An 18,206-nucleotide genomic window follows, 5' to 3' on the forward strand; every position below is an offset into this window, starting at 1 on the left:
GGCAAATATAGTTGCTTTTGGCAGATGTGCACCATGAAAAAGAAAAGGACCTACCCGCTGAAAGTCAGTGCTTTCGGCTGGCAGATCCTTTTTTATGATTCTAAATTCTAGCGATCTAGGCGGAATACACGTAGAATCTGGTATCGCGGATTGGCTGTCCCTTAATGTTCAGCGTCTCTCCTTTATGATCCCTGGTTGGCTTGATCACAAATGGATCAGTTCCATTTTTAATTGCCTCATAGGCCATATCCAGCTTACTAATATTCGTATCTGAAGCTACTTTCCATTTTTTATCCTGATACATGAAGTATGCAAAGAAGCTTTTGGAATTGCCTTTAAGTTTGTTATCCAACCGGATAGCAGCATGATTGGCTGTTTTAAATGGCTTTACCGCTTCTTCGTAGAAGGTTGTAAAATCCGGGTAAACAGGCTTGGTATTATTTGCAGACATAGTTCTTTTATATTCTTTTATTAAGGCACAAAAGTAGTCCTAATAAAAGATATATACACATTATTTATTGCTCCACTGGTCAGCAAGTAACTTGATGAAGTATCCACCAACCACACTTCTGGCCTGGAAGCCTACTTGTTTACCGTCTATTGTTTCATGCCAGTCGCTCAAAGGCACACGGCTAGGCGTTTCTGTGGCATACTTGTAAACCGGTTTAACAAACTTCAGGAAGTCGGCACGGTTATCTGTCAGGGTTGCTGTCCAAAGGATCCAGTCTGACTTGGTATAGCCTTTACGGCTGTCTAAAGGCAATCCGTAAGTGTTCTGTTTGGTCAGGTAGTAAGCGATTTCCTTAGTGTATACGTGTTTTGGAAATAGATTAAGCTTCAGCAGTTTGTCCCAGACCATATTATATTTCTGGCTCCAGGTATTTTTGTTATCAAACACCAAAGCGTAGTGATCGCCGCTATTTGCGAGTTTCTCCCATTTGTCGGCCATTTCAAGCGCTGCTGCCCTGTACTTTGCAGAAACATCTTTCATGCCCAGCTTTTCTGCCATCTGCGCGTAGGCACCAAGTGCTACAATGGCTTTTACCGAAAGGTTGGTATTGTGCGCAAGGTGGCCGGCGAAGTCGTCGGTACACAATTGCTCTGCCGGGTCAAACCCTTCATTAAGAAGGTAATTACCCCAGGTCGTTAAAGTTTCCCAATGTTTTTTGGCGTAAGCAATGTCTCCATCCGCTTTGACTACAGCAGCAGTAAGGATCAGCATGTTCCCTGCTTCTTCAACAGGCATATCTTCGCCATAGGTTTGACCATTTGCTAGTGGATAGGTACCAAGATCGTGTGCCGGAAAGGGCTTTTTCCATCTACCGCTTTCGCTATAGTAGAAGATACCGTTCATCATACCTTTTAACAATTCCGGATTATAAACCAGGTATTGTGGTGCAGATGGATAGGTAATGTCTACGGTGTTGATGGAGCCATTACTGAAGTTCTCCTTAGACATGAACAGTAATTCGCCGTCTGGGGATCTCACAATCTTGTGCGCGGCTACGCTTTGACGATAAGCGAGCTTACAAAGTTCGGCATATTCCATACCCCCGGCCTTCAGCGTTTTTGCTTCAAGGTCCTTGTCAAAAGCAATACTGCGCTTCATGATGTCTGGAAATTGAGCGGCGGCTAAGGCTAGCTGATCTACAAAGGTCACTTTGTCACTGGTTTTCCAGAGTGGCTTGAGGTTTTGTTTAAAATATTGGATCGGGTCTGAGTCATCATAACCTACCATCACGTATTTGCTTTGTGCGGTATTATTTACACTTGCGAACTCAAATTCGGTGCTCAAGTTTAAGGAAGGCCCGGATTTGATCAGTAGCTGTGTTGCTTTATAGTCCTGCGGGACGGCAACATAAACATAACCCCAGTCAATGCGGATGTCGTCACCTTTCTTTTGCAATACCGGCTGCTCCACAGTACCAGCTTTCAGGAAGGAAAGTCCTTTTTCCTGCTGCGTCCATGCTTTTACGGTTTGTCCCGGGGTGTTTACCGCCAGGTCAGACGATGCCGTAAAATTGATCCTTACCTGGTGCGTTTTACCATCATTCGCTTTCACGGTATAGTTGATGTAGCTGATCGGTCTTTCGGTGAGTTCCACATCATTCAGCAACAATGGAGAAAGGAAGGTGACGTTCAGATTTACATTGCCGGCGCGGAAGTCGTAGATGGTGCGGGTTGCTTCCACCTGTACATTGGTTTGCTCCGCAAGCGCGATACTTTCATCCTGTACAGGTTCGGTTACCAGGTCAGCATCAATGTGGCGGCCCCCAGCAGTGTTCTTCACATGGATGGCCAGTTGGTTTTTTCCATTTTTAAGGACGCCTTCGGGGATTGGTACATAAACATACTCATGTACCCAGCCTTCCTTGCGCATGATCTCTTTTCCATTCAGGAATACCACGATGTTATCATCATGGTTGATCTTCAGGTACACCTTCTTTGATGGCACTGCAAGCACATCGAACACTTTGCGGAGGAAGATCTCATCACTTCTCCACTCCGTTTTGGCGAAGCTTTGGTCATCACCGAAGGGTGCGGCATCTTCTTTCCAACTGGAGTCATCGTATGTGGCATCCATCCAGTTTCCGGCAGGTGCCGTTAGGGTGTAGCGGAATTTCGGCACCTCACCTTCCAGGCTGGATACGAGCGGCAGATAAGGTTTAACCTCCTGCCCCATGAAGCGATAAAGTTTCCCGTCAACGCTGATGGTGCCCTGCAATGAATGGGTTTTACCGCTCCAGTGCCGGGTGGGCGAGCCATTGAGTTTATCGGTGAAAGACCATACACTGAAGTACGTGTTGTTGGTGAGTAGCGGGTAAGCGGGGGCTTCATGCTGTGCCTGCGTTTTGAAAAACAGGAAGCAGCAGAGTAGTAGTAGGGCGGTTTTTTTCATGATTATATATTGGTTTCAGCTAAATTACGGATTTAAAGGAAGTTACCAACCCGGATTTTGCACCATCAGATCGTCCGCATTCACGTCGTTTGATGGGATCGGGAACAGGTAATGTCTTTTGGTAAATACCCTGCTTTCAAATGGTACCACATTCAGGAATTCGGGCATGTTCTTACTGATATCGAGCCCATAGATTGGCCCATTATCGGTTTGCTCGGCAATTTTCCATCTTCGGGTATCGAAGAATCTAACATTTTCAAAGGCAAGTTCAGCGCGGCGTTCTTTACGGATGGCTTCACGCATGGCATCTACACCAGCAGGTGCCGGAAGTTCGGCCGAGCCGTATTGTGGAACACCTGCGCGCTCACGGATCAGGTTCAGGTAACGGAGCACCTCCGCATTTCCAGGTTCAGCTTCATTTAACGCTTCGGCATAATCCAGGAAGATGTTTGCCAGGCGGATCAGGATAACCGGCCGGTTGTTCTCATCCCATTTGCCGAGGCCCATTGCCTTTCTGACTACATAACCGGTTACGGTATAATCGTTACCACCGGTCGCTTTACCTGAGTTGCCGTTGTTAAAGAACTCGGTGATGATGGTACCGTTATTGGTGTTAAGCCACACACTTCCATTGTAGGTGATGTTTACATAAAAGCGGGGTTCTCGGTTCACCCATTGGTTGTACGTGCTGGTCACGACATCTGTACCCGGAGCTTTGAAGTCGCTGAAACCCGTAGGCTGATAGCCGGAAGCCGGATCATCGATGCTGCGGCCATTGGCGGTGAAGAAAGCATCCACCTGGTTTTGTGTTGCAGCCAAGCCGCCTGAGCCGCGGGATTCGGAGTTTTTACCGCTGTGGTATGGTGTCATTTCATACTGGCGTGAGGATAACGATGATTCCGGGCGGGCGAAGATCACCTCCTTGTTCCAGGCTTCGAGAAATACATTGCGGCAGGATAAGTATGGGTCAAAAGCACCGCTGGCGTTGTTTACCCGGTACAGGTCGTATGTTCCCGGAACAAACTGGGTAATAAATGCCTTGTAGGCATCGGCAGCTACACGCCACTTGTTGACATCGTAAGTCTGCGAAACGAGTTGTTTACCATCCTTATTTACCAGCGAAGCCAGGTCAGTGTTGCCATTGTAAAGCGGACTTGCAGCAAGCAGGTAGGCCTGTGCACGGAAAGCCAGTGCAATGCCTTTGGTGATGCGGCCGTAGTTGTTGTCATTGCTCGGCACGACAGGTAAGTCTGCAGCGGCCTGCTCAAGTTCAGTAGCAATATAGCTTACGCACTCATCCATGCTGCTCCTGGCAATGCGGACCTGTTCTGCCGGTGCATCTGGTTCAATTACGTCTTCACCCAGGATCACAACTGGTCCGTACAGGCGGATCAGGTAATAATAATACATGGCGCGCAGCGCTTTTGCTTCTGCCTTGTATTGCACTTTAAGCTGTGGAGAGATGTCCTGGTTAACTTTGTCAATGTTGGCGATGAAGAAACTTGCGGAGCGGATACCACGGTAGTAGTTGCGCCAGAAGTCGCCCACAAAACCGGAGTTGGCGTCCCAGTTGCCGATGTTCATGCTGTTGGTTTGCACGAAGCCCCATACGAATTCTGCTTCATCGGAAGCGCCGGTCCAGAGTCCGCCATTGCGGTCGCCACCCGGATTGCGCTGTCCGAACTCATCTGGTATTTGTGAATAGATGTTGTTTAGGAATTTCTCTGCGGTTGCGCGGTTTTCAAAGGTTTCCTCTAAGGTCAGGCGATCATTCGGCACCTGATCCAAAAAGCCTTTTTTGCAGGAAGTTGCACTGGTCAGGAGAGCGATTACCAGTATTGCGATATATTTTTTCATGTTCGTAGCGATTAGAATTTAACGTTAAGACCTAAAGACAAGGTGGCTGTAAGTGGATACTTTGATCCGTTGGCTCTGCCATCAATGTTTGTGTTTAGCTCAGGATCCCAGAGTTTGAAGTCACTGAAGGTTAGCAGGTTTGTACCGATCAGGTATACTGCGGCATTCTTCAGTCGCAATTTTGAGGAGAAGTTCTTCGGCAGGTTGTAACTTAACTGTGCACTCTTTAAGCGAAGGAAACTAACGTCTTTTACCCACCAGGAGCTTTCCTGAGTGTTGTTGAAGTTCTGATCTTCACCATAGGCCAGACGAGGATAGAACGCTTCTTGTCTTGGAGCTTCCGGTGTCCATCTGTCCGTTACATTGCTGTAAGCGTTCGAGAGTCCCCCACCTCCATTGAATGGGAAAATACCGGAACCACCGAGCATGATGTCGGCTCCTGATACGCCCTGCATCAATGCACTTAGTGCAAAACCTTTGTAGGAAGCACTCAAGCCAAAGCCGAAAACTTTGTTTGGAACATCTCCCCTGCCGATACGGGTTTTGTCGTAATCGTTGATCAGTCCATCGCCGTTAAGATCGGCGTACTTGATGTCTCCAGGTCTAACCAGCTGCTTTGATCCTGGTGTTGCACTGGCATCTATTTCCGCCTGAGAGTCAAACAACTTCTCCGCAACATAGCCGTAACGTGCGAGGATGTTATTGCCGATGTGTGACATCCAGGGATATGGCTGGTTCGGACGGTCGTCATTGAGCAATTTATCCTTGGTGTAGGTGAAGTTTCCTCTCAAGCCGATGTCTACCTGTCCAACGCGGAAGTTGTATTCTAGGGTTGCATCAAAACCACGGTTATCGACCTCTCCCAGGTTTCCATATGGTGAATTGGTCAGGCCGATATAAGCGGGGATAGATTGACGTTGCAGGAAGATCCCGGTGCGGTGTTCTTTGAATACGTCTACGATCAGGTACAGGTTATCGTTTAAGGTACGGATTTCCATACCAAAATCCTGCTTTCTTGCTTCTGCCCATTTGATGGCTACGCCATAGTCGGTAACATTGATACCACCGGTATTGTTGAAGTTTTTACCGAGTTGGTAGCCGCGTGCGTTATCTGCCACCAGGGTCAGGTAAGCGAAGCGGCGCCCGTTGATCTTGCCGATGCCGGTTACCCCGTCAGAGTAGCGGAACTTCAGGAAGGAGATTGCCTTTTTCAAAGGCTCGAAGAACTTCTCGTTGGAAGGGATCCAGCCCAGGCCGAAGGCCGGGAACGAACCATACCTGTTTTCCGGCGCGAAGAGCTCTGATCCGTTATAACCGTAGTTGATTTCAGCGAAGTATCGGTCGTCATAGGAATACGTTGCCCTAGTGGCGATACCAACCATACGTTCCGGGATAGAGCTGGTAAAATCACCTGCAAAAGGGTTAGAGCCGTCTTCGGTATAGCCGAGCATTAAGGCACCAACACGGTGTTTACCAAAAGCACGGTCATAGTTCACCGCAGCTTCCGTGTAGAATTTACGGTTACCACCGCGGTCTGGATTAAAGCTCAGGTAGTTTCCTGAACTGGTATAGGTCTGGCGGAGGTTCAGTGTTCCATCTGGCAGATATGGCGAATTGGTGCCTTCCACATTCTCCGGGAAGTAGGTGCTTTCCCTTTTGGAGCGTCTGATGTTGTTCCAGTTGTAAGAGTCAAAAGCGACCATTGCCGTTGCCGTCAGACCTTCGGTCAGCATGCCCAGGTCTTGCGTCAGTCGCAGGTTGCTGTACAGCTGGTTCCTGAATTCCGTGCGGTAGCCCCTGCGGGTAAGATCCGCATAAGGGTTTCGGAATCCACCGTTTGATGATTTTCCAGGAATAAAGTTCCCGGGATACATCACCGGATATTCCACGGAAGATACATCCAGTGCAGAGCGGAAGATGTCCTGGGTATTTTCGCCGGGATAGTTGCCGGTGGATGCATAACCCTGCAGTCCAAGGTCGAGCTTCGTAGTTGGCGTAAGCTTCAGGTTCAGGTTACTGGTGAAGTTGTAGCGTTTGAAGTCGAGCGAGGAGTTGTACTGGGAGAGGTCATCGGTCTTCAAAAAACCTGTTTCATTGTAATAGGCCAGGGAAACATAATACTGTGCGTTGTCTACACCCCCGCTGGCATTCAGGTTTGCACGTCTGTTACGGCTATAATCTTTGAACAATTCATCCATCCAGTTCACGTTTGGATAAAGCAGTGGATCTACACCGGAAGCCGTTTTCTGGATATAATCTTCTTCGTATTTTGCAGCCTGTCCACGACCCACGGTCGCTTCATTGGCCAGGTTCATATAGGTAATTCCGTCTGCCATTTCGGGTCTTCTGGTAAAGGTGCTTATCCCTTCGTTATAGTCGAACAGGATGCTTGGCTTACCGACCTTACCTACTTTGGTACGAACGATCACCACCCCGTTTGCGCCACGTACACCATACACGGCAGTTCCAGAGGCGTCTTTAAGTACGGTGAAGGACTCGATGTCTTCCGGGTCAATGTCGGAAATAGAACGTTCTACCCCATCTACCAGGATCAGTGGTGAACTGGAGTTACCACCGAAGGTGGCAATACCGCGGATCCAGATGTCGGCAGTGCTACGTCCAGGCTCACCGCTACGCTGCACGCCCACAACACCGGCGATCCGGCCTGCAAGGGACTGCGTCACACTGGCCACGGGCTGCTTCAGTTCAGCAGGAGAGACCGTCGACTGTGCCCCGATCAGGGAAACCTTGCGCTGGGTACCAAAACCCACCACCGCAACTTCTTCAAGCTCATTGGCGTTTGGAACAAGCGTAACTTCAAAGGTCTTCTGCGAACCTACGGTGATTTCTTTAGCATCAAAGCCGACGTAAGTAAACACCAGTACGGCATTCTCATCAGGCACAGCAATACTAAAGCTACCATTGACGTCCGTTGCTACGGCTGTAAGACTTCCTTTCAGCTTTACACCTGCGCCGGGGATCGGTTGTCCTTTGTCGTCACGGACCACCCCTCGAATAACGATCTGCACAGGCTTCACACTTGAAAAACCCTGCTTTTTAGAGAGAAAAATCGTTTTACCAACAATGTTGTAAGAAATGGAGTTTCCATTTAGGCAGGAACTTAATGCCTCTTCAAGTGATGCGTTTTGAACATTTACACTTACGTTTTCCGTGGCAGGATTGAAATCATTGCTCAGGAACACAAAACCCGTCTGCTTTTTTATGGACGACAGCGCTTGTGCTAGCGGTTTATTGTTTTGCTTGATATTAATCTTTTGGCCCACTACAGCTGCGCTTGCATGCACCAGCGTGATCATGAGGATAAAAGTGGTTAATTTCATAATCAATAGGGTTTTTCGGCCAAGCCTGATGTAGGGCATGACCATATGAAAAGCATTTATTTTCATCTTTTTCAGTTTGTTTCGGAGATGAAGCGATCTTGACCTTTCCGTTTATGGAAAGCTCGAGATGGTTTCATACTTTTGAATGGGTTTGGGTAAACGATAATTGTCAGATTATAATGTTCCGCTATCGGAATGGGTTTACTCAGATCTTTAGCCTGGCAATGGGTCCAAGCATTGTCAGGCTTCTTTTTCTAAGCACCCGATGTGGTCAGGGGTGATATCGTGTCTGTGTTCTCATGTTCATACGGTTTATTTGGTTAGTATTTGGTTGTTTTATTTGTTGGAGATAATAACTTTCTTTCTGCCTTTGCCGCTTCCCGGTGCTTCTACACGGAACTTGATGTGTGCGAGCTTTAAGAGCTTCAAGGCATCATTAGCGTCCATATCGCGATAGATCTCACCAGTGAACCGGTTCTTGGGCGCTGCCCCTTCATACGCCACATCGATATCGTACCAGCGGGAGAATTGCTGCATCACCGAATAGATATCCGCAGTTTCGAACTTGAACAGCCCGTTCTTCCAGGCCACGGCAGTACTGGTATCTACCGCAGAAACCCTTACGCCGGTGCCAGTGAGTGCCTGCTCGCCGGGTTTGAGTAACTTTTCAAAGGCCTCCGGACGGCGTACAACAACAGCACCTTCAAGCAAGGTGGTTGCAACCTGTGCTTCATCTGCGTAACTTCTCACATTGAAGTGCGTACCCAGCACTTCCACCTCCTGCCCTTTACTGCGCACGATAAAGGGAATGTGCATGTTCGTGTGTTGGAGCTTTGCGACTTCAAAGTAAGCTTCGCCTTGCAACTCTACCTTGCGTTGCTTCAGCCCGGCAAGGGTGATGGGGTATTTCAAGGAGGAGGCTGCATTCAGCCAAACTCGCGTACCGTCTGGCAACAGCACCCGGTACTGCCCGCCTGCGGGTGTAGATATTGTATTGTAGGCAGTGGCAGTTCCAGAATGCTGCTTTCCAGCGGGAGAGCTATTCCGTTCATATATCAACTGACCATCGGCGGTTCTTCTGATCTTAAGATCAGCCTGGGCAGCAATAATTTCATTGGAATGATCATCGAGTGGAACCTTGGTTCCATCGACTAAGGTGAGGTAGGCTTTATTCGTCCCCGGCTTCAAGGCACCATAATAGGGCTTGAAGCGCTGGGACTGCTTGGTATGGTAGATGAAAAATGTGGAGATGGCCAGCATAATGATCACCATGGCTGCGGCAAGCATGGCTTTCCAGTAACCACGCGCGGGATACAACTTTACAGCATGCGCTACTTTCGGCTTTTCCGTTTCCAGAAGCCTGTCTGAATTGAAGATATTGGTCAGGATCCGGTCCTTTTGCTGACCGTTGAGACTGGCGCTGTAAGTATTAGATTTCAGGTAATCATCCATCAGCTGGTTCAGCACCGGTTTAAGTTCATCCTGATCCACCAGCGACATGAATTCATGCAATTCAGGCGCGCTGAGTTCGGCATGAACATACCGCTCGAATAGTTGTCTGAGTTTGTATTCCGATGACATTACCTGTAAATATTTGGTTATTTACTGTTACTGACGCAGCAAACAATAGATCGGGGTAATGCTGTAAGCGATTTTTCGAAAGTTTTTTAGAACCTGCAGATCAGGAACAGGAAGATGGCAGTGTGCAGCGCTTGAAGATGCGTACGAATGGTCCTCAATGCCAGTTTCATGTGGCTGTGTACCGTACCGGGAGAAATGTTCAGCTGCTGTGCTACCTCTTCATATTTCAGACCTTGTCCGTGGCAAAGTTCATAAACCTGCCGTCGCTGCTGTGGAAGTGATGCTACCGCATGCTGCAGCATTTGGAAAGATTCATTGTATAACACCAGATCTTCCGCATTGCTGCCGTCGTTGAGCTCCAGGTGGGACTGGTCCAGCTCCACGAGCCGCTCCGTTGCGATCTTTCTTAAAGCAGAGTAACATTGATTGCGCGTGGCGCGATTGAGGTAGGCGCCTAAGTTTTCAATTTCCGGAAGTTGAGTACGTTTGACCCAGATGTTCATAAAGATGTTCTGAACAATCTCTTCTGCATATTCCTTGGAGCGTGTAATGTGCAGCGCATATCCGTAAACCATAGACTGGTACTGCTCAAACAGGGCGGTAAAAGCATACTGATCTCCATCCGCTATCTTAGCGATGAGATCATTGTCATACAGGGCTGAATTTGGCTTGTCGAACATTTAAACTTTCTACAAAGATTAAATGTAGCAATATCAGATTCAAATTGTATAAAAATAAAGTGACAACATGTTAATGCTGCCACTTAGATTCCATTTTCAAATGGTTCGTTCACTAAGATTCAATAGGAAGCTGTCTTGATTTTGGCTCTGTATGTTTCAGGGTTGTTTTCGTAAGATCAACGTTTTCTGCATCACCCGCCAGTTTATTTGCGGCTTCCATGACTTGTGATCTTACATCTTCCACCACATGATCCTTGATTTCCACGGGCTTTTTAACTGCATCTTCGCTTAGCAGCCCTTTAATCCTTTTAGCAATAAGTTCCCGGTATTCTGAACCACTTTTTGTCGCAAATAAGGCTGCAACAACCGCACCTGCAGCAAGCCCGGTGATAAGCCCAATGGTCTTTAAGTTTGTATTTTCTCTGATTAATTTCATGGTTGATCGTTTTATAGAAGGAACAACCTCCAGGGAGAAAGTGTTTTAGAAAAGTTCGTCTGCTGCCTCCAGCCCCACTATTTCAGTGTCGCAGGATCTAAGGTCGCCGGACGTTCTTTGCCGTTATGGCAAGTGATACAACTTACCGGCAGGATGGCGTTGGGATTCTTTACATCCTTTACATGAAAAAACTTCTTGTTAATCTTGGCCGTCATTAACATCATCATACGTGCAGTTTCTTTCTCCGGCTTGGCATCACTGGCAAAATCGAGTTTACCTTTTTCCGTTTCACTCGCTGCGTGGCAGTAATTACACTTAACACCCAGTGATGTTTTAAATCCATCCATCACTGTTCCAAGGTCTTCCTTGCTGATATCCTTTGGCAGCACTTTTAGATTCTTGTATATTCTTTCCTGTGGCATCGGGATAAATGCACTCATTAATACAACAATGGATAATAGTAATCCGAGTGTGATGATCGCTTTCAGTTTCATAAGCATGAATGATTTTGAAATTAACACAATTTACTTACCTGTAATATGACAATTGTGTTAACATATTGTTTAAGCATACACTGCTTCTTTGTCTTCAAGATAATGTTTTTACCTCAATAAAGATTGTTTTAATTGATTAAGCGTTAGATTAGAACACAGGCAATTCAAACGCTTGTATAAACCTAGACTCCAGACAGATGAAAAAGTATTTTCTTATTGCCGCCTGTGCAACATTGCTTGCTGCATGTAATGGCAACTCCAGCACCAAGCAAGCTGCCGACAGCACCATTACTGCAGAAACCGCGGTAGCTGCCGCGGCAGAATCCAGAACCTGCTATGTGCGTTATGAAAATCAGGATAGTACGTACCTGGATCTGCACATCAAAGGAGATCAGGTAAGCGGTCTGCTGAACATCATTCCGCGGGAAAAAGATAGAAATAATGGTACCGTAAGCGGGCTGGTAAAAGGCGACACCATCCTTCTTGATTATACCTTCCAATCAGAGGGCATGCAGTCGGTGCGTCAGGTAGCCTATCTGCAAAAGAACGGTAAACTGATAGAAGGTTTTGCCGAAGTGCAGGAGCAGGACGGCAGAGCAAGCTTCAAATCTTTAGGTGATCTAAAGTTTGATGGCAGCGTTGTGCTCGAACAATCGGCATGTAAGTAGGAAATTAACCCCTAGCGGTGATCTGGCAGCTGATTAAAACTGCTCGAAGCGCTCCCAGAAGCCATCAACAGGCAATTTGGCGAAGATGTTCACCGGTTCTTTCTTAACGGGATGCAGGAACTGCAGCCTTCGGGCATGCAAGCAGATGCTGCCTTTTCTACTCCCCCGGGGATAGCCGTACTTGTTATCCCCCACAATCGGGCAGCCCATGGTCGCCAGCTGCACGCGGATCTGGTGGGAGCGGCCGGTCAAGGGGTCTACTTCCAGCAGGTAATAGCCCCCAAGCTCCGCAATCAGACGGTAGCTTAGTTCCGCCCGTTGGCTCCCGGCTACTTCATTCGGGTGTGCGGTAACCACATTCTTCTGTGTGTTTTTCACCAGCCAGTTGATCAATGTTCCTGAAGGCTTCGATGGCTTGTTCCGTACCACCGCCCAATAGGTCTTCTTCACCTCGCGGTTTTTGAAGATGGCGTTCATCCTTTCCAGCGCTTTACTCGTCTTGGCAAACAGGATCACCCCACTTACCGGACGGTCCAGCCGGTGCACCACGCCCAGAAAAGCACTGTTTGGTTTATTGTATTTAGCTGCGAGGTAAACTTTAACTTTCTCGTCCAGCGGCTGATCCCCTGTTTCATCCACCTGCACAATATCACCTGCCCGCTTATTGATCGCGATCAGGTGATTGTCTTCATAGAGCAGGTCTTTATCTGTTATCGGCATGCTTATCGATTAGTATTGTTCTTTCTCGTTCGGGAAATCATTTGATTTTACATCCTTGATGTACTGCTGCGCAGCATTCAGAATACCATCATAAAGGTTTAGGTACTGGCGTAGGAAACGTGGACGGAAACCTTTGGTTAAGCCGATCATGTCGTTTACCACAAGCACCTGACCATCGCAATGCGGGCCAGCACCAATCCCGATCACCGGAATATGCACGCTTTCAGAAACCTCTTTTGCAAGCTTTGCAGGGATCTTCTCTAGCACCACACTGAAGCAACCTGCTTCCTGTAACAACAGCGTATCCGCTTTAAGTTTCTCCGCCTCGGCTTCATCTTTAGCCCGTACGGTATAAGTTCCGAACTTATAGATCGACTGCGGCGTTAAGCCCAGGTGCCCCATCACCGGGATCCCGGCAGTAATGATACGCTGAATAGATTCTACAACTTCAGCGCCGCCTTCAAGCTTCACCCCATGTGCACCAGATTCTTTCATGATGCGGATCGCGGAGTTCAAGGCTTCCTTGGAATTACCCTGATAGCTGCCGAAAGGTAAATCCACCACGACGAACGCCCTGTTGGCACCACGAACCACACTCTGCGCGTGATAGATCATCTGGTCCAAAGTAATCGGCAGTGTGGTCTCATGTCCGGCCATCACATTTGAAGCAGAATCACCAACCAATAAAACGTCTAATCCGGCATCATCCAGGATCGTTGCCATGGAATAATCATAAGCGGTTAACATGGAGATTTTCTCCCCACGTGCTTTCATTTCCTGAAGGATGTGTGTGGTTATCCGTTTTACTTCTTTATGCTGAGACATATGTGTTGTTTTTACAACAAAATTAGGTTTAATTAGCCATAAAACCTATCTTTGCAGTCGAAAATGAAGGGGTTAAATCACTGCATATTTCTGAACCAACTAAGCGCCAACCCTGTCGCAAATCCCACGTTTTTCTTTTTTTTCCACATAACTTCTGATCATAAATTATGACTAACTACACCAAGTTACCTGCAATTTTGCTTTTAGCCGATGGCACTGTATATCACGGAAAAGCAGCAGGAAAAATAGGAACCACAACAGGTGAAATCTGCTTCAACACCGGAATGACCGGTTACCAGGAGATTTTTACAGATCCTTCCTATTTCGGACAGATTATGGTGACCACCAATGCACACATTGGTAACTATGGTATTCACAAAGCGGAAATTGAATCTGATTCCATTAAGATCGCCGGACTCGTTTGTAAGAACTTTAACATCGGCTATAGCCGTAAAGAAGCTTCTGAGTCTATTCAGGATTATTTCCAAAACGAAAACATCGTAGGTATCTCTGATATCGATACCCGCGCTTTGGTGAAACACATCAGAGACAGAGGGGTGATGAATGCGATCATTTCATCTGAAATCCTGGACATTGACCAGCTGAAAGAAAGATTAAACGCGGTACCAGCAATGGACGGTTTGGAACTATCTTCTCAGGTTTCTACAGACAAACCTTATTTCTACGGTTCTCCGGATGCGAAATATAAAGTTGCTGCGGTTGACTTTGGTATCAAGAAAAACACCCTTCGTAACTTCGACGATAGAGATCTTTATGTACAGGTATACCCTGCTAAAACCTCTTTCGCTGAAATGGAAGCCTGGGGTGCTGATGCATACTTTATCTCTAACGGCCCTGGTGATCCATCAGCAATGCCTTACGCCATCGAAATGGTAAAGGAGATCTTAGCGGCTGATAAACCATTGTTCGGGATCTGCTTAGGTCACCAGTTATTGGCACAAGCAAACGGCATCAAAACCATGAAGATGTTCACCGGACACCGCGGATTAAACCACCCGGTTAAAAACGTGATCACCGAAAGATGTGAGATCACTTCTCAAAACCACGGCTTCGGTGTTGTACCAGAAGATGTAAGAAGTTCTGATAAAGTTGAAATCACCCACGTGAACCTGAACGACCAGTCGATCGAAGGTATCCGTGTTAAAGGTAAAAAAGCATTCTCCGTACAGTATCACCCGGAGTCTTCACCTGGCCCGCACGATTCCCGTTATTTGTTCGATGATTTCGTGGGCCTGATTACTGGCGAGGTAAGCTGGTAGTCATGGACAGCGCTAAGGCGATAATCAGCGTTAAAAACCTGGTTAAAAAGTACGGCGACTTCACCGCCCTGAGGGGCATTACCTTTGACGTTCAGGAAAACGAGATATTTGGATTACTCGGCCCCAATGGGGCCGGGAAAACCACGACCCTCGAGATCATAGAAACCTTACGCGATAAAACCTCGGGCGAGGTACGGGTGAATGGTTACGATGTAGATAAACATGCCGGACAGATCAAGCAGATCATTGGCGTGCAGCTGCAGGCGGCAGGCTATTACCCAAACTTAAACCTTCTGGAACTTATCGAGCTCTTCGCAGGTTTATATGGCGTAAATACCAAGCCAATGGATATGCTCGCGAAGGTTAACCTGCAAGACAAGGCCAAAGCCAAGTACAAGGAACTTTCCGGTGGGCAAAAGCAGCGGTTTTCCATTGCAACAACCTTAATTAATTCACCAAAGATTGTTTTTCTTGATGAACCCACCACCGGACTGGATCCCCAAGCCCGGCGCAATCTCTGGGACCTGATTATCGACATCAGAAATCAAGGTACCACGGTGGTACTCACCACCCACTATATGGACGAAGCAGAGCAACTCTGCGACCGCGTAGCCTTCGTGGAGCGCGGCGAGATCATTGCCCTGGACACCCCGGATCAGCTAATTGACAACCTGGTGAACAGCGGCTTTGAACGTAAAAAAGAAGTTAAAAAGGCCAACCTGGAAGATGTATTCATCAATCTTACCGGTAAGGCATGGCGCGAAGGATAAAAATGCAGCAATCATACAATCATACTAAAGCGACTCTGGCGCTGGCGAAAGCTAGTTTCCGTTCCATTATGCGCAGTCCTTCTGCAGTTGTTTTTACCCTCGCTTTTCCGCTGATCTTTATTCTGATCTTCGGCTTCTTAAGCGGCAGCGGTCCCAAGGTAAGCCTTGGCGTAGCACCGGGCTCCGACCTGCACAACCCGGTGATCACCGCCCTGGAGCAGATCCAGGTGGTAAAGCTGGTACGGGATAAGAACACTGAAGAGCTGAATAACAGTCTTGAAAAAGGAAACATCGACGGGGTCATCAACATCCAGAAAAACCCTGCAGATACCCCGGCATATACCGCCAACATTCAATATACCTCTGCTTCAAGAGATAAGGGAAGCATTCTAAAATCATTACTGACCAACGCCCTCTACGAGCTCAACACCAAAAACCTGAAACCCAGTGTGGCGGTTTTGAAAGAGAGCACCATACATGGCAGAACCTACCGGGTAATCGACTTTATCCTGCCTGGTCAGCTGGGCTTTTCCCTTCTCAGTACCGGCGTGTTCGGCACGGCCTTCGTATTTTTTAGCTTACGGCAAACCCTTGTGATCAAAAGGTTTTTTGCCACACCAGTACGACGCTCCAGCATTGTGTTCGGTGAAGGTATTGCCAGGATCGGCTTTGCGTTGCTTGGTGCCGTGTTCATTATTCTGGTTGGTCACTTCTTCTTCCACTTTACGCTGATCAACGGTGTGGTCACCGTGCTCAACATGCTGCTGCTCGCAGTCTTAGGTTTAATTGTCTTCATGGGCTTCGGCTTCGTGGTCTCTGGTATTGCCAAAAGTGAAAGCACCATACCGCCGATCTCCAACATCGTAACCCTGCCGCAGTTCCTGCTCTCAGGCACCTTCTTCCCGATTGATAATTTTCCGGAATGGCTGCAACCAATCAGCAGAGCCCTGCCTCTCACCTACCTGAATGATGCCATGCGCAAAATCGCTTTCGAAGGCTATAACCTTTGGGATGTTAAATTTGAGATGATGATCCTGGTAATCTGGGGAATTCTGATCTACTCCGTTGCCGTTAAAGTCTTTAGGTGGGAATAAAATATCGCCCTGCAAACCTATTATTTTATTATTTGTTTAACTTTGAATACTGCTTGGTAATTGTAAACTTTACACTAAGCGAAAAACAAAACATAAAATAATATAAAAATGAGTTTAATAATCGATGTTCATGCAAGGCAAATCCTTGATTCAAGGGGAAATCCTACGGTAGAAGTTGAAGTAATTACAGAAAATGGCAACATGGGCCGTGCTGCTGTGCCATCTGGCGCAAGTACTGGTAAACATGAAGCTGTTGAACTAAGGGATGGTGATAACAATGCCTACATGGGCAAAGGTGTATTAAAAGCAGTTGAAAACGTAAATACTAAAATTGCTGAAGCCCTTCGCGGTGTTGATGTTTTCGAACAAAACATGATCGACAAAGCGATGATCGAGCTTGACGGTTCTGAGAACAAAGGCAATTTAGGTGCAAATGCAATCCTTGGTGTTTCTTTAGCGGTTGCTAAAGCTGCAGCGCAGGAAAGCAGACAACCATTATACCGCTACATTGGTGGTGTAAATGCAAACACCCTGCCTGTTCCGATGATGAACATCCTGAACGGTGGTGCACACGCGGATAACAAAATTGATTTCCAGGAATTCATGATTATGCCTTTAGGTGCAAGCAGCTTCTCTGAAGCATTGCAAATGGGTACTCAGGTTTTCCATAACCTTAAAACTGTACTTAAGAAAAAAGGTTATTCCACCAACGTAGGTGATGAAGGTGGTTTCGCACCAAACATCGGTTCTAACGTTGAAGCTATTGAAACGGTACTTACAGCGATCGAGGCTTCTGGTTACACGCCAGGAAAAGACATCTGGATCGCTATGGATGCTGCCGCTTCTGAAATGTACGATTCAAGCTCTAAAACTTACAACTTCCACAAATCATCAGGGGAGAAATTAACTTCTGAAGAGATGGTGAACTACTGGGTTGATTGGGCAAGTAAATATCCAATCATCTCTATTGAGGATGGTTTAGATGAAGACGACTGGGCAGCATGGGAATCTTTAACCCGCGCTATCGGTGATAAAGTACAGCTTGTAGGTGATGACTTGTTCGTAACCAACGTTAAGCGTCTTCAACAAGGTATCGAGAAGAACATTGCAAACTCTATCCTGGTAAAAGTAAACCAGATCGGTTCACTAACTGAAACCATCAATGCAGTAAGCTTAGCACAAAACAGCGGTTATACTTCCGTAATGAGCCACAGAAGCGGTGAAACCGAAGATGTAACCATCGCTGACTTAGCAGTAGCTTTAAACTGCGGACAGATCAAAACTGGTTCAGCTTCACGTTCTGACAGGATCGCTAAATACAACCAATTGCTTCGTATCGAAGAAGAACTTGGTTCTGCAGCACGTTTCTTGGGAAGAGACTTCAAATTCTTAAAGAAATAATATAAAGTATATACCGGCAGCGTATAAGGCTGCTGAAATACACTTAAGCGCTTGATCGGAATTCGAATCAAGCAAGAAATAAACGGTCATTACAGCTGATGTAATGGCCGTTTTTCGTTAATCAATTTCCCTGCAGATTCTTCTTTGTAAATAAATCCAC

The 18,206-nt window shown here is 47.0% G+C and carries 15 protein-coding genes; 5 read left to right on the plus strand and 10 right to left on the minus strand.

All coding sequences use genetic code 11. The annotated features are described in order from the left end of the window. Positions 1 to 115: 115 nt before the first annotated feature. From ACTHQF_RS00690 to ACTHQF_RS00725, 8 genes are all read right to left on the minus strand, one after another. Complete coding sequence (locus ACTHQF_RS00690) at positions 116 to 451, minus strand: hypothetical protein (protein WP_440427824.1); 336 nt, start codon at positions 449 to 451, stop codon at positions 116 to 118. 60 nt (positions 452 to 511) lie between these two features. After that, positions 512 to 2,899 carry a glutaminase domain-containing protein gene (locus tag ACTHQF_RS00695; RefSeq protein WP_440427825.1) on the minus strand — a complete coding sequence of 796 codons (2,388 nt, stop codon included), beginning with the start codon at positions 2,897 to 2,899 and terminating at the stop codon, positions 512 to 514. Positions 2,900 to 2,941: 42 nt separating this feature from the next. After that, complete coding sequence (locus ACTHQF_RS00700; RefSeq protein ID WP_440427827.1) at positions 2,942 to 4,756, minus strand: RagB/SusD family nutrient uptake outer membrane protein; 1,815 nt, start codon at positions 4,754 to 4,756, stop codon at positions 2,942 to 2,944. Positions 4,757 to 4,767: 11 nt separating this feature from the next. After that, positions 4,768 to 8,097 (minus strand): TonB-dependent receptor, encoded by a 3,330-nt coding sequence (locus ACTHQF_RS00705; protein WP_440427829.1) that lies wholly within the window; start codon positions 8,095 to 8,097, stop codon positions 4,768 to 4,770. Between the two features lie 336 nt (positions 8,098 to 8,433). Next, on the minus strand, positions 8,434 to 9,678 hold the full coding sequence (locus ACTHQF_RS00710; RefSeq protein WP_440427831.1) for a FecR family protein: 1,245 nt from the start codon (positions 9,676 to 9,678) through the stop codon (positions 8,434 to 8,436). Between the two features lie 86 nt (positions 9,679 to 9,764). Further along, entirely contained in the window at positions 9,765 to 10,358 is a 594-nt protein-coding gene (locus ACTHQF_RS00715; RefSeq protein ID WP_440427833.1) for an RNA polymerase sigma factor, read from the minus strand. Between the two features lie 112 nt (positions 10,359 to 10,470). Beyond that, positions 10,471 to 10,794: a YtxH domain-containing protein gene (locus ACTHQF_RS00720; RefSeq protein ID WP_440427835.1), complete on the minus strand. Its 324-nt coding sequence runs from the start codon at positions 10,792 to 10,794 to the stop codon at positions 10,471 to 10,473. Positions 10,795 to 10,871: 77 nt separating this feature from the next. Further along, positions 10,872 to 11,288 (minus strand): c-type cytochrome, encoded by a 417-nt coding sequence (locus tag ACTHQF_RS00725; RefSeq protein ID WP_440427837.1) that lies wholly within the window; start codon positions 11,286 to 11,288, stop codon positions 10,872 to 10,874. A 197-nt stretch (positions 11,289 to 11,485) separates the two neighbouring features. Between ACTHQF_RS00725 and ACTHQF_RS00730 the strand changes: the two genes are divergently transcribed. Then, positions 11,486 to 11,956, plus strand: coding sequence for a hypothetical protein (locus tag ACTHQF_RS00730; protein ID WP_440427839.1), 471 nt, complete (start codon positions 11,486 to 11,488; stop codon positions 11,954 to 11,956). A gap of 33 nt (positions 11,957 to 11,989) precedes the next feature. Here ACTHQF_RS00730 and ACTHQF_RS00735 read toward each other — a convergent pair whose 3' ends face one another. Both ACTHQF_RS00735 and panB read right to left on the minus strand, forming a co-directional pair. Beyond that, positions 11,990 to 12,676 (minus strand): RluA family pseudouridine synthase, encoded by a 687-nt coding sequence (locus ACTHQF_RS00735; protein ID WP_440427841.1) that lies wholly within the window; start codon positions 12,674 to 12,676, stop codon positions 11,990 to 11,992. 9 nt (positions 12,677 to 12,685) lie between these two features. Next, positions 12,686 to 13,501: a 3-methyl-2-oxobutanoate hydroxymethyltransferase gene (panB, locus tag ACTHQF_RS00740; protein WP_440427843.1), complete on the minus strand. Its 816-nt coding sequence runs from the start codon at positions 13,499 to 13,501 to the stop codon at positions 12,686 to 12,688. A 167-nt stretch (positions 13,502 to 13,668) separates the two neighbouring features. Between panB and carA the strand changes: the two genes are divergently transcribed. The 4 genes from carA to eno all read left to right on the plus strand — a co-directional run bounded on the left by carA (position 13,669) and on the right by eno (position 18,046). Then, on the plus strand, positions 13,669 to 14,781 hold the full coding sequence (gene carA / locus ACTHQF_RS00745) for a glutamine-hydrolyzing carbamoyl-phosphate synthase small subunit (RefSeq protein WP_440427845.1): 1,113 nt from the start codon (positions 13,669 to 13,671) through the stop codon (positions 14,779 to 14,781). Between the two features lie 2 nt (positions 14,782 to 14,783). After that, complete coding sequence (locus ACTHQF_RS00750) at positions 14,784 to 15,551, plus strand: ABC transporter ATP-binding protein (protein WP_440427847.1); 768 nt, start codon at positions 14,784 to 14,786, stop codon at positions 15,549 to 15,551. Further along, a complete protein-coding gene (locus ACTHQF_RS00755) occupies positions 15,536 to 16,645 on the plus strand; it encodes an ABC transporter permease (protein ID WP_440427849.1) in 1,110 nt (369 codons plus the stop codon). The genes ACTHQF_RS00750 and ACTHQF_RS00755 overlap by 16 nt, the downstream gene beginning before the upstream one ends. Positions 16,646 to 16,753: 108 nt before the next feature. After that, positions 16,754 to 18,046 carry a phosphopyruvate hydratase gene (eno, locus tag ACTHQF_RS00760; protein WP_440427851.1) on the plus strand — a complete coding sequence of 431 codons (1,293 nt, stop codon included), beginning with the start codon at positions 16,754 to 16,756 and terminating at the stop codon, positions 18,044 to 18,046. The last annotated feature ends 160 nt before the right edge of the window (positions 18,047 to 18,206 follow it).

The organism is Pedobacter sp. SAFR-022, assembly GCF_051965375.1.
In the GTDB taxonomy this organism is placed as follows: domain Bacteria; phylum Bacteroidota; class Bacteroidia; order Sphingobacteriales; family Sphingobacteriaceae; genus Pedobacter.